We start from the raw sequence: 12,701 nt of genomic DNA, 5'->3' as shown, positions 1-12,701 counted from the left end.
AAGGTGTGTGGCAGACCCTAAGATAGAGTCCGTATTGATATTGTTGCCATGCAAGCATCTTCCGTTTAACGGGAGATGCTTTTTGTTTTGGGGGCATCTTCCAGGATTGGTTTTCTCTGTTAGGTATGAAGAAATTAAATAAAAAGATTGTGGGGAATGAAAATGAAGAAGATTTTTGGTCTGATACTGTTAATGTTACTGACTGCAGGCATGATGGTTGGCTGCGGTGGTGCTGCTGATGAAGGAAAAGAAAAGGAGCAAACGAATCATGCTCAACACGAAGCTTTCCCGATTACGATTAAAGATGCAAGTGGGGAAAAAGTAACGATAGAAAAACAACCGAAGAAAATAGTTTCGTTGATACCAAGTAATACGGAAGTGGTCTTTGCACTTGGTTTGGGTAAAAAGGTCGTTGGTGTTTCCGACAATGATAATTACCCGGAGGAAACGAAAGAAATTCAAAAAGTTGGCGGAATGGAAATGAACACGGAGCTGATTGTCTCGATGAAGCCTGACCTTGTTCTTGCGCATGCATCAAGTGCCCATAATTCGAATGAGGGTTTACAGCAGCTTAAGGATGCTGGAATAGATGTCCTCGTAGTCAATGATGCACAAAGCTTTGACCAAGTCTATGATTCTATTGAAATGATTGGACAGGCAACGGGTGAACATGACAAGGCAAACGAAATCGTTGCGGGTATGAAAACGAAGCTAAAGGATATCGAGGAAAAAGCCAAATCCGTAAAGGAAGAGGATAGGAAGACCGTTTTAGTGGAAGTTTCGCCTTCACCGGAAATATACACACCGGGAAAAAATACTTTCATGAATGAGATGCTTACTATTATTTCAGCGGATAATGCTGCTGCCGACTTGGACGGTTGGGCAAAGATTGATGAAGAGTCGATGATTGCTGCAAATCCTGATGTCATCATTACAACGTATGGTTATTATACGAAAGATGCAGTAAGTGAAGTGAAGGGCCGAAAAGGATGGCAAGACGTAAATGCTGTTAAGAATGGCCAAGTCTTTGATGTCCATTCTGACTTGGTGACCCGTTCCGGTCCACGCTTGATAGAGGGAGTAGAGGAACTTGCCAAATCAGTCTATCCGAATCAATTTAACAACTAAATGGGCGTTTGCTTATTTGATTGCGTTGTTCATTTTGTTATTCGCAATGACGATAGGCATTTCCTTTGGTTCGGTGCCAGTACCGATTCCCGTACTTATACAAATAATCGGCAAGGAGATTTTACACTTGCCGATTTCTGCCGATCCGGATTTGATGCTAACGAATATCGTGATGAACATCCGCTTGCCGCGGGTGCTGCTCGCTGGTTTGGTTGGGGCATCACTTGCGATTGCGGGTGCGGCTTTTCAGGGACTGCTCCGGAACCCGCTCGCTGATCCTTACACATTAGGTATTTCATCAGGAGCATCGGTCGGAGCCGTTTTGACAATATTCTTGAATATATCACTGCCATTCATCGGTTTATATACCCTTCCGGCATTGAGTATCTTATGTTCAGTGCTCACGATGCTCTGCGTACTGACTTTTGCAAAAAAAATGGATCGATCGATGAAAGTGGAAACGATCATTTTAACGGGAATCATTTTCAGCTCGTTTTTAAGTGCCTTCATTTCATTGATGATTGCGCTGACGGGTGATGAATTAAGACAAATCATCGGCTGGCTGATGGGAAGCGTCTCAATGCGCGGATGGAATTATATCGTAATCATTTTGCCGTTTTTTATCATTGGTTCGTTGACCTTGATCATGAATACAAGTGAATTGAATGCGATGACTTTCGGGGAAGACCGGGCAAAACACTTAGGTGTGAATGTCAAGCGGCGGAAAATGTGGATCTTGATAGCCGGTTCGACATTGACAGGGGCAGCCGTTGCCGTTTCAGGGGCGATTGGTTTTGTAGGATTGGTCATTCCTCATTTTGTCCGAAAGATTTGGGGACCTGACCATAAACATTTGCTTCCGTTGTCATTGTTGATAGGAGGCGGATTCTTGATATTGGCCGATTTTGTAGCACGAACGATCATTGCCCCATCGGAACTGCCGATCGGGGTGATCACCTCACTTATCGGGGCACCTGCATTTGCGCTGATTTTATTAAAGAGACGGAGAGAAGGGTAAAACGGATGCTTGAAGTAAAAGGGTTAACAGGTGGATATCACAACAAAGCTGTTTTGGACTCTGTCTCTTTTGATGTACATAAGGGGGAATTATTCGGGATTCTTGGTCCTAATGGCAGCGGGAAAACGACGCTTTTAAGTATGCTTAGCGGGGTGCTCGATTATAAAGGCGGAAGCGTACGGATAAGCGGCAGGGATTTGAAGGATTATTCGTCAAAGCAACTTGCACAGGTCATTGCCGTGCTCCCTCAGCATTCCTCATTAGCTTTCTCCTATACAGTAAAAGAGACGGTCTCACTTGGGCGATATGCCCATCAATCAGGTTGGTTCCATAGTTGGTCCGCAGAAGATGAATCGATTGTCCAGCGGGTGATGGAACAAACGGGAGTAGCTGATTTTCAGGATCTTCATTTTGATCGATTATCAGGAGGGGAAAGACAGAGGGTCCTGCTGGCACAGGCCCTTGCCCAAGAGCCGGAAATCCTTTTTTTGGATGAACCTACGAACCATTTGGATCTTTCCTATCAAAAAGATCTTCTTGATCTAATGAGGAAAATGGCAAAAGAGCAGAAGTTGACCGTTATTTCAATTTTTCATGATTTGAATTTGGCTGGATTATATTGTGATCGGCTTATGCTGCTTGAGAAAGGGCGGATTCAGGTTGTTGATGTGCCGAATGAAGTGCTTCAACAGGAACGGATTCAGGGTGTATATCATACGACAATCGAAAAACACCCACATCCCGCCCTTCCGAAACCGCAAATGTTCATCGTTCCGGAAAAGCATGGCCAGGATACTATCCCGTTGGAAATTGATGATTCTTATTTGACAGTCGGATTTGAGATGATTCAATTGAAGTCTCCGATCCCGCTTAGAACGATGTCTTCTGGAGTGACTGGTTCGGGGACGGGCTGGCATAAGTATTTTGTGAATAGGCACGTCCATCATGGTTATGATTGCGAGGATCATCATGTTGAAATGGCCGACTATTTAACAACTCATGGTTTTGAGCCACAGGAAACGGTAGGGATGATGACAGCTGTCTTTCTCGATACGGTCGCAAGCAAGCTATTAAGAGCTGAAGATTTCTCGGTTTTTATCATTGTGACGGCCGGTGTAGGGAATGCCATCGACGCTTCATTAGCTGACCGGCATTCTTGGAGTTCCGCACCAGGAACGATAAATACATGGATATTCGTAAATGGGCATTTGGCAGAAGAGGCATATATCCACAGTATAGTGACTGCGACCGAGGCAAAAGTAAAAGCGCTTCATGATTTGCATGTCATGGATAAGGTGACAAATACTTGTGCAACAGGAACATCGACAGACAGCATGTTGATTGCGGCAACTCAAAGAGGGGCAAAGCTTCAATATGCAGGCACCATCACTCCGTTAGGGAAGCTGATCAGTCGCGGTGTATATGATTGTACAGTGGAAGCCTTAACGAATAATCGGAAACGGATTGAGGAATTATGATTTATCATCATCTTTTTGCGGTTACGCTGGCGTTCTTCCTTGATTTATTAATTGGAGATCCGCCAAGTTGGCCGCATCCAGTCAAATGGATAGGAACGATGATTAGCAAGTTGGATCTGGCATTAAATAAAGGGGAATATAAGAAACGGAAAGGGCTCTTCATGTTGATCATCGTCCTATCGGCGGTGTTATTGATTACAGTTCTTACCGTTTATTTGGCTTATCTAATCCATCCGCTTGCAGGTATCCTATGGGAAGCTTTTGTCATTTCCACAACGATAGCTCAGAAGGGCTTGAAGCAAGCTGGGATGGATGTTTGCCTTCCGCTTAATGAACGGGATTTCCCTGAAGCGAGGGTAAAGCTTTCCTATATCGTTGGCCGTGATACGGCTGAGCTTGATGAACCAGAAATCGTCAGGGGCACCGTGGAAACCGTAGCGGAAAATACCAGTGATGGGATTACAGCGCCATTATTTTGGGCAGCTATCGGCGGTGCGCCGCTCGCGATGGTGTACAGGGCGATTAATACCTGCGATTCCATGGTAGGGTACAAGAATGATAAATATGGGCAATTCGGCTGGGCTTCAGCCAAGCTCGATGATATCGTCAACTGGATACCCAGCCGCCTCACCGGCTTCCTGATGTTGCTGAGCTCGAAATCCGGCTATCATGGCTTCGGCGTCAGGTGGAAGATATTATTCAATGACGCAAAAAAACATCCAAGCCCGAATAGCGGGTGGTGTGAAGCAGGCGTTGCGGCCATTTTGGGAATCCAGCTTGGAGGCCGGAACATGTACAAAGGAATTGTTTCCGACCGTGCGAGGATGGGAGTTCCGCTTGTTCGATTGGAAGCAAAACATATACCACAAACGATTACCATCATGCATCGGTCATCTTTTCTATTTCTGCTGATGCTATGGCTAGGGGGACTTATTCTTGACATTACCTTCTCATGGCTCTAATCCTCATTATCTTTATGAAGCGCTGGAAATCGAAATGCCTGAATCGGTTCTCGACTTCAGTGCTAACATCAACCCATTGGGTCCGCCTTTACGCATAAAGGAACAGTGGTCTGGGTTTTTCGAAGGGATCCTTCAATATCCAGATCCGCATGCCATTGAACTGACAAAATCAATTGCAAAAAAAGAAGCACTTCCTGAGCAATCCGTTTTGATGGGGAACGGTGGTGCTGAAATCATCATGCTGGTAGCGAACGGATTAGCCAATCAAAGGGTGCTGATCATACAGCCGGCATTTGCGGAATATGCTGAAGCTTGTTTGGCAGCAGGCTGTAAGGTCGATTTTCACCAGCTTGATGCTCCTGGGTGGCAATTGGACCTGGAACGATTGATTCCGCGATTACCCGAATATGATGCCATTTTCTTATGTACGCCTAATAATCCGACGGGAGTTTCATTTAAGCGGGATACAGTTAGGGAATTGATCATTGAATGCCAAAAAGCGAATTGCCTGGTTGTCCTGGATGAGGCTTTTTATGATTTCACGGAGGATGCCTTTAGTTATGCTTGTTTAATCAATGCATTTCCACATTTACTCATACTAAGATCAATGACTAAAATCTTTGCGATCCCCGGTTTGAGACTAGGCTATTTGCTTGCGTCACCTGACATCATAAAACGGGTAAGAAATTATAAACCGCATTGGAGCGTCAACCATGTGGCACTTGAAGTAGGGAAAATCTGTCTTGCAGAAGATGCCTATATGAGAAAAACAAGAGACTATATTGTATGGCAAAAGCAAAAACTATTCCGATTTTATGAGAAGCAGGGGTTGGATGTCTCCGATAGCACAGTTAATTTTTATTTGGTGAAAGATGAATCTTTATCCCTTTTCCCCTTTTTGCTGAAAAAAGGAATCGTACCGCGCCATACCTATAATTTTCCGGGTTTGGATGGAAGGTGGCTTCGGTTTGCAGTGAAGAGTGAACATGATAACGAAGCACTGATGGAGGGGGTAAGACAGTGGAGAAAGCAAGGCTCTGTTTTATAAGCGGGGGTGTCCGTTCTGGAAAAAGCAGCTTTGCGGAAAGAAAAGCCCTGGAGTATGCACTCCAGATGGATGGGAACTTGCATTACCTCGCCTGTGGCCGAGTCAGTGACGCTGAGATGGGTGAACGCATCCTTAGGCACCGGAAAGATAGGGAAAGCAGCCCGATTGCGTGGAAGACCTCCGAATACGCAACGGATATTACAAGAATAGGGGCGGATATTGATCAGGATTCCATAATTCTGCTTGATTGTCTGACAACCCTGCTTGATAACGAACTATTTGGCCCTGGCCTTCCGCTTGAAGAAGAATTCTTAAATAGCGTTTTTTCAAAAATAATAACCGGAATCAATGAGATAAAAAAACAATCCAATTGTTTAATTGTCGTGAGCAATGAATTGGTGCAGGAACCGATTTTCCAGGATGATTTCCTTCATATATACGGAAAAACACTGGGGTTGCTTCATCAAACGATCGTCGGGCTGGCCGATGAAGCCTATCTAGTGGAAGCGGGAATTCCATTGCGGAAGAAAGGGGGCATGCAGGAATGAGCGGAGTGATCGGATTTTTAATTAACCTGCAGTTCTTTACGGTCTTTCCAATAAAGAAGCAGCTTCCGATGGAGAAGAAATATATTCACCGTGCCATTCAAACCTTTCCATTAGTAGGTCTTTTGCTAGGCTTGATATTGGGCGGCGTTTTGTATGCACTTGTGGAATGGACCCCATTGTCATCGCTTTCGATTGCCTTTTTCCTTTGGTTTTTGACCATGGCATTAACGGGAGGCTTGCATCTCGATGGCTGGATCGATGCAAGTGATGCTTTTTTTTCCTATCAGGATAAAGAGCGGCGATTGGAAATCATGAAGGATTCCAGGACAGGTGCATTCGGTGTCATCTCCGTCATAGTCCTATTGGCCGCCCGGTTTCTATTTATCTATGAAATTGTTGAAAGGGTAAATGAATGGACATACTTCTTGATCATTGCCCTTCCGCTCTTAAGCAAATGTGTGATGGGTTATTTACTCATCCGGATGCCGCTCGCTAAAAAAGAGGGGCTAGGTGCTTTTTTTCAAAGTGCAGTGATGAAAAGCAGTTTGCCCATTTATTGGCTGTACCTCCTTGTAAGTCTGGCGTTTGCCTGGATCATCGATTTTAAGCTTGTCCCCTTATTTTTCATCATGTGTCTGGCTGCCGTGTTTTTCCTGGTATATATGAAACGTAAAATCCTCAGTTGGTTCGGTGGGATAACGGGGGATGTACTGGGGGCATCCGTGGAAGGGGTTGAGCTTTGGTTATGGCTGATATTGTGGCTATTACACTACTTCGCCATGGGCTGACAGTAGCTAATGAACGAAAGGCCTATTTAGGCTGGACGGATTCTCCATTAAGTACCGAAGGAGAAAAGGAAATACTGGACTTAAGGGGCTCGTACCCACAGTATGAAAAAATTTTCAGCAGTGATTTGTCCCGATGTGTGGAAACTGCACGCCTGCTGTTTCCAGATGCAGTTCCGATCAAAAACCCTTTGTTCCGTGAGATGAACTTCGGCAGTTGGGAAGGGCGGACGTATCATGAGTTGAAGACAGATGGAGATTATCTTAATTGGCTGGAACGTCCCATGGAGGCACTGGTGCCTGGGGGTGAAAGTTATCCGGCATTTTCCGAACGTGTGAATAATGGCTGGAAACAATTGATTGCCTGTAAGGAGAACCGATTTGCCCTAATGACGCATGGAGGGGTAATTCGTGATTTATTGGTCCGCTATGCCCCGAAGGAAAAGTCTTTTTTTGATTGGGGAATTTCCCATGGCAGGGGATATGAGCTGATATGGGAAGACCGGAACAGCTTAAGGAGGGGAGAACGCTGCACTTTGTTACAGGAGGCGCCTATAATGGGAAAACTAAGTGGGTAAAGCAATTGTATGGTTTGGAAAATGATGTCCTTTGGTTATCCGGTTATCGACAAGAACAGCCGGAATTGATTGATTTCCAAGGCAGGGCAGTTGTATTGCAAGGTTTGGATGCATGGATTCAGCAAGATGCAGAAAAGATGGATTCAGATTCGATTCGAAGAAGATGGAAGGAAATCATGGCTGATTGGCGAATATGGGAGAATGAAAGGGATGAACACAGCTGCATTGTGATCGGTTCTGATATTTCCAAGGGAATTGTCCCGATTGAAGCAAGAGACCGCAGATGGCGCGATGCCTGCGGATGGGTCTATCAAGATGTAGCATCCATATCAAAGCGCGTTGATATCATCTGGTATGGAATTAACCAGCGAATAAAGTAGAGGAGGTAATTGGGATGAAAATCTATACACGTACAGGGGATAAGGGACAAACCAGCGTAATCGGAGGTCGGCTTGACAAGGATGACATTCGTGTTGAATCTTATGGAACGGTGGATGAAGTGAATAGCTATATCGGTCTTGCGGTGACAGAATTGGATCCTGCGATATTTACGGATGTACTGGCCGATCTAGAAAAAATCCAGCATGAGTTGTTTGACTGCGGAGGAGATTTGGCAACCGTTTCCGAGAAAGCCCCGCAAAAGCTGACGGATGAGACCATTACCTATTTGGAAGAACGGATAGATGCCTTCATACTTGAAGCGCCGGAACTGGAAAAGTTTATCCTGCCTGGCGGCTCAAAAGCGGCTGCAACGATTCACATTGCCCGAACCGTGACAAGAAGGGCAGAACGGCTGGTCGTTTCATTGATCAAGTCGGGTGCGGCCGTTTCACCATTATCACTTCAATATTTAAATCGTTTGTCGGATTACTTCTTTGCTGTTGCACGTGTGATCAATTTCCGTCTTGGTGTAAAAGATGTGGAATATATCCGCAGCGCAAATGTGTTCCGAGGAGGGAAAAGAAAGGAAAAAGAGTAAACATGGATGTAAGAAAAATTAGTGCAATTGCTATATTCATCGCCTTATCGGCGGTAGGGGCAATGATTAAAATCCCTTCACCGATCGGAAGCATCGCTTTGGATAGTTTTCCGGCCCTTTTGGCGGCTGTCATACTTGGCCCGGTATCGGGGGCTATAGTTGCTGGGCTTGGTCATATCATTTCAGCGTTCATCGGCGGCATGACACTTGGGCCATTCCACTTTTTGATCATGGTCGAAATGGCTGTCCTGACATGGATGTTTAGCATTTTATATATAAACGGAAAAAAAGTAGGCGCATTTTTCCTCTTTTTTATCAGTAATGCCTTCGTTTTGGCCCTGCCTTTCGCATTTCTGATCAGCCCTGGCTTTTACACGTTATTGGTTCCGGGCTTAACGGTGGCGACGGCGGTAAATGTAGTATTGGCAGTCCTTTTATTGCCGCGCTTGGAACCTGTTTTGAAAAAAATCATTTTTAAAGATGGATTAGCAGAATGAGTGATTCATTGATTTTGCCATTTTCCGAATCAGATTCATTGATCGTCTCAAGTGACAATAGCGGCGGGATCGGGCTGAAGGAAAAAGATCTTGTCCATGTCCCTTATGAGGTCGTTGGATATTATTCCTTTCGGGTTGCCGTCATGGAATGCCTGGGCGTCGGCGGAAGACCCGTATCCGTCGTTCTAAATAATTTCTGCGGTGATGAAGCCTGGGAGGACTTGACCATGGGTGTCAGGAAGGGGCTGAATGAATTGGGAATGGAGGACCTTCCCATTACTGGCAGCACAGAAAGTAACATGCCGCTTCTTCAGTCAGCACTTGGTCTTATGGTGATTGGTAAACGAGTGAATGAACGTGTTAAAAAGCAACAGCCCTTACGGAAAATCGCTCTGATCGGCAGGCCACTCGTTGGAGAGGAAGTTATGGAACAGCAAGAGTGGGTCGCACCATTATCTTTATATAAAAGCTTATGTGAAATGGAAGGTGTTCAGGCACTTCCAGTCGGCTCAAAAGGGATAGCGTATGAATGGGGACATCTGGATCAAAGTGGTGAAGGTGTTTCTCTGCCTATAAGTGATAAAGTCGATATTGAAAAATCATCAGGACCATCCACCTGCTTCCTCATTGCCTATCCTGAACAACTGGAGGAAGAAATCAAGCAAAGATCCGGTCCTCTTTTTATTGGCGGTTGATCGGTCCATGACTGAATCAGGCATCGAGTTTAGTTCATGATGAACGGGTTCGATGCTTTTTTCATTGAGATCTTACCTTGATGGATCCCTTTCCTATTTAGAGTGAATGCTTGAATAAGATGTTTGGTTTATTTGGATAGGTGGGCTTGTTGCCCGATTTTATCATGCCAAAGTAAAATGAAACCCATTTATTGCATTACTGCTCGCTTCCGCCATTTTATGGATCACCACAGGTATGGATATTCGGGATGTTGCAGATGCTGTTCAGACAGGGGTAGGTAATACTCTTGGTAATGTTGATCTGAGCTTTGGTGAAGATTCAACATGGAATGATGGGTTGATTTCATTGGAAAACCAATCATTGCGCCTCATGGTTTCATACTTTACATTAGGTTGCGCTAGAGGTTTTAATAAAGGGGAGCAAAACCCGCTGCCTCCATCATCTTGATTATTGGAGCGGGCGGTGCATTTAAAAATGTATTGAGCTGCCTGCCGATCATATCTGCTGTCCTGGCGTTATAGTAAATTGCCGGTCCTTACTCCATCACATGTGAATGGGGCAGATTTTGGATGGTCAGCAGTCGCACAGGCGATAAGGTCTTGAACGGTTATGGAAATGATTATATCAGTCGTTTCACTTATCCTAATCTTACTATTGAATTCAATTGTTTAAGAGAAAGGAGCATGATGTATATATGAAACATTCAGGTTATATGATGGGGATCGATATTGGCACGACGAGTACGAAAGTTGTTCTTTTTTCAAAAGGGGGGGAGGTTGTCCAATCTTGTTCGAGGGGATATCCTCTGCACAGTCCAACTCCTTCCGTGGCGGAACAAGATCCCGAAGAAATTTATAAAGCGGTCATCATTGCTATAGGCGAGGTCATGATTGCAAGCGGAATAGAAAAGCAAGAACTGGGCTTGATATCGTTCAGTTCGGCGATGCATAGCTTGATCACCATGGGTAAGGACGGCAACCCGCTTACGAATAGCATTACATGGGCGGATAATCGAAGTGTTGCCTATGCGAGGAAACTGAAGGCTTCGGAACAGGGGATGCAATTGTATCACAGGACCGGAACGCCTGTTCACCCGATGTCCCCAATCACGAAAGTAATGTGGTTAAGAAATGAGCACCCCGGGATTTTTAACGAAACGGACAAATTTATAGGAATTAAAGAATACATCATCTATAAATTTTTCAATGAGTATGTAATGGATTATTCACTCGCTTCTGCAACGGGCATGTTCAACATGAATGAACTGAAGTGGGATGAAGAGGCACTCACCATTGCTGGAATTGGGGCTGATAAGCTGCCGATGCTTGTCCCTACAACGCATATCCTCTCAGGCTTAAGTGAGGAATTAGCTGCAAAAATGAACATTCATGCTGGTACACCGTTTGTAATTGGAGCGAGTGATGGCGTGCTTGCCAACTTAGGTCAAAACGCAATCAAGCCAGGCGTTCTGGCAGTGACAATCGGAACGAGCGGTGCGGTAAGAACCGTCAGTGACAGGCCGCTTACCGATCCCAAAGGCCGGACATTCTGCTATGCCCTTACTGAGAATCATTGGGTAATCGGCGGACCGGTCAACAATGGGGGAATCACCTTCCGATGGGCACGCGATCAATTGGGCCGTGTGGAAATCGAAAAAGCGAAGGCTTCGGGACAGGACTCCTATGAGATTCTGACGGATATGGCTTCTAATATTGCACCTGGTTCTGATGGGTTGATATTCCATCCGTATATGGCAGGGGAACGGGCACCATTATGGAGTGCCGATGCAAGGGGCTCCTTCTTTGGACTGGCGCTTCATCACACTCGTGACCATATGGTCCGGGCAGTACTGGAGGGTGTAATGTATAACCTGTACAGTGTCCTTATAGCCGTAAAGGAATTGACTGGTGCTCCCGAGAAGATTCATGCAAGCGGCGGATTTGTCCGTTCGAAGCTCTGGCGCCAAATCATGGCTGATATATTCAATCAAAACGTGACAATTCCAGAAAGCTTTGAGAGTTCGAGCTTAGGTGCCGCCGTTCTTGGATTATATGCTTTAGGCGAAATCGAAAGCCTTGATGAGGTTGAGGGTATGGTTGGTGAAACGAATGAACTTGTCCCGATCAAAGAGAATGTTAAAGTGTATGAAGAATTGATGTCGATTTATTTATCCGTAAGCAGGCAATTGGAAGGCGACTACAAGAGGATAGCGGATTTCCAAAGACGCCATTTAGAATGACTCTTAGGATGAATGAGCACTGTGCTTCAATTTGTCGAAAAGGGAGCGGACTTCAGAAAAAAACTGGAACTTTTTTTAATAAAAACTGAGGAAAACAGACTTTTCCTCGAATTTGTCTATAGTCTAAAAGCACAGATGCATAAGCACTGTGCTTTTCTTTTTGCCTGGTAATTAAAATGGTAAGATGGAAGAAAACGATAAGGGGAATTTTCTTATAGGAGCCAGTAAAACGAATGCAATGCGAATTCTTGATAACAAACGTATAGAGTATGGCATGATGAGTTATGATGCCCGCGATGGAAAAATTGATGGGATCACTGTTGCGGATAAGATTGGAAAAGCGCCAGAAACCGTTTTTAAAACGCTTGTCACCCATAACGGACCCCAGCAGCTTTACGTATTTGTCATTCCTGTAGCCACCGAACTAGACTTGAAAAAAGCAGCGAAGGCCGCAGGTGCAAAAAAAATTGAAATGCTTGCGGTTAAAGATCTGCAAAAATACACAGGGTACATTCGGGGAGGCTGTTCCCCGATCGGAATGAAAAAACAATACCCGACCTTTATCGATGAAAGTGCAGCAAACCTGACTGAAATCATCGTAAGTGGAGGGAAAATCGGTACACAGATCGTTTTAAAACCGTCAGAATTCCTGGAAGTCACACAAGCGGAATCTGCAGCCTTAATAAAATAAATTGTTTACCTTTAGGTATTCACCTATTAGGCCCTTTTTTCATACGCTGTCTTG

Annotated in this window: 16 protein-coding genes; all 16 read left to right on the top strand. The window is 44.9% G+C overall.

The window, feature by feature from the left end; genetic code table 11:
* Positions 1-156 precede the first annotated feature (156 nt).
* The 16 genes from MHB45_RS24015 (at position 157) to ybaK (ending at position 12,647) form a co-directional block, all read left to right on the top strand.
* Positions 157-1,128 (top strand): ABC transporter substrate-binding protein, encoded by a 972-nt coding sequence (locus MHB45_RS24015; RefSeq protein WP_253350156.1) that lies wholly within the window; start codon positions 157-159, stop codon positions 1,126-1,128.
* On the top strand, positions 1,091-2,146 hold the full coding sequence (locus MHB45_RS24010; RefSeq protein WP_048688571.1) for a FecCD family ABC transporter permease: 1,056 nt from the start codon (positions 1,091-1,093) through the stop codon (positions 2,144-2,146). The genes MHB45_RS24015 and MHB45_RS24010 overlap by 38 nt, the downstream gene beginning before the upstream one ends.
* Before the next feature lie 5 nt (positions 2,147-2,151).
* On the top strand, positions 2,152-3,624 hold the full coding sequence (locus tag MHB45_RS24005) for a heme ABC transporter ATP-binding protein (RefSeq protein ID WP_202186241.1): 1,473 nt from the start codon (positions 2,152-2,154) through the stop codon (positions 3,622-3,624).
* A complete protein-coding gene (cbiB, locus tag MHB45_RS24000; protein WP_340908120.1) occupies positions 3,621-4,586 on the top strand; it encodes an adenosylcobinamide-phosphate synthase CbiB in 966 nt (321 codons plus the stop codon). Before MHB45_RS24005 ends, cbiB begins: the two co-directional genes overlap by 4 nt.
* Positions 4,561-5,634 carry a threonine-phosphate decarboxylase CobD gene (gene cobD / locus MHB45_RS23995; protein ID WP_338566839.1) on the top strand — a complete coding sequence of 358 codons (1,074 nt, stop codon included), beginning with the start codon at positions 4,561-4,563 and terminating at the stop codon, positions 5,632-5,634. The genes cbiB and cobD overlap by 26 nt, the downstream gene beginning before the upstream one ends.
* Entirely contained in the window at positions 5,607-6,182 is a 576-nt protein-coding gene (locus MHB45_RS23990) for a bifunctional adenosylcobinamide kinase/adenosylcobinamide-phosphate guanylyltransferase (RefSeq protein ID WP_048688561.1), read from the top strand. Before cobD ends, MHB45_RS23990 begins: the two co-directional genes overlap by 28 nt.
* A complete protein-coding gene (cobS, locus tag MHB45_RS23985) occupies positions 6,179-6,970 on the top strand; it encodes an adenosylcobinamide-GDP ribazoletransferase (protein WP_048688558.1) in 792 nt (263 codons plus the stop codon). Before MHB45_RS23990 ends, cobS begins: the two co-directional genes overlap by 4 nt.
* Positions 6,928-7,545, top strand: a complete 618-nt coding sequence (locus tag MHB45_RS23980; RefSeq protein ID WP_048688555.1) for a histidine phosphatase family protein — start codon at positions 6,928-6,930, stop codon at positions 7,543-7,545. Before cobS ends, MHB45_RS23980 begins: the two co-directional genes overlap by 43 nt.
* Entirely contained in the window at positions 7,461-7,925 is a 465-nt protein-coding gene (locus tag MHB45_RS23975) for a bifunctional adenosylcobinamide kinase/adenosylcobinamide-phosphate guanylyltransferase (RefSeq protein WP_226990541.1), read from the top strand. The genes MHB45_RS23980 and MHB45_RS23975 overlap by 85 nt, the downstream gene beginning before the upstream one ends.
* 14 nt (positions 7,926-7,939) lie before the next feature.
* Entirely contained in the window at positions 7,940-8,524 is a 585-nt protein-coding gene (locus MHB45_RS23970) for a cob(I)yrinic acid a,c-diamide adenosyltransferase (RefSeq protein ID WP_048688549.1), read from the top strand.
* Positions 8,525-8,526: 2 nt separating this feature from the next.
* The gene (locus MHB45_RS23965; protein WP_048688544.1) at positions 8,527-9,021 is read left to right on the top strand and encodes an ECF transporter S component; all 495 of its coding nucleotides are present in this window, start codon (positions 8,527-8,529) and stop codon (positions 9,019-9,021) included.
* The gene (locus tag MHB45_RS23960; RefSeq protein WP_072272211.1) at positions 9,018-9,716 is read left to right on the top strand and encodes a hypothetical protein; all 699 of its coding nucleotides are present in this window, start codon (positions 9,018-9,020) and stop codon (positions 9,714-9,716) included. Before MHB45_RS23965 ends, MHB45_RS23960 begins: the two co-directional genes overlap by 4 nt.
* A gap of 190 nt (positions 9,717-9,906) precedes the next feature.
* Entirely contained in the window at positions 9,907-10,164 is a 258-nt protein-coding gene (locus MHB45_RS23955) for a GntT/GntP/DsdX family permease (protein WP_142953040.1), read from the top strand.
* A complete protein-coding gene (locus tag MHB45_RS28395; RefSeq protein WP_375541190.1) occupies positions 10,161-10,238 on the top strand; it encodes a hypothetical protein in 78 nt (25 codons plus the stop codon). Before MHB45_RS23955 ends, MHB45_RS28395 begins: the two co-directional genes overlap by 4 nt.
* Positions 10,239-10,411: 173 nt before the next feature.
* Complete coding sequence (gntK, locus tag MHB45_RS23950; protein ID WP_072272213.1) at positions 10,412-11,956, top strand: gluconokinase; 1,545 nt, start codon at positions 10,412-10,414, stop codon at positions 11,954-11,956.
* A 214-nt stretch (positions 11,957-12,170) separates the two neighbouring features.
* Positions 12,171-12,647, top strand: a complete 477-nt coding sequence (ybaK, locus tag MHB45_RS23945; RefSeq protein WP_034315977.1) for a Cys-tRNA(Pro) deacylase — start codon at positions 12,171-12,173, stop codon at positions 12,645-12,647.
* The last annotated feature ends 54 nt before the right edge of the window (positions 12,648-12,701 follow it).

The organism is Peribacillus sp. FSL K6-5616 (genome assembly GCF_038008245.1).
GTDB classification, from domain to species: Bacteria; Bacillota; Bacilli; order Bacillales; family DSM-1321; genus Peribacillus; species Peribacillus frigoritolerans.
The sequence above is the reverse complement of the archived record's forward strand: the minus strand, read 5'-3'. Positions and strand labels throughout refer to the sequence as shown.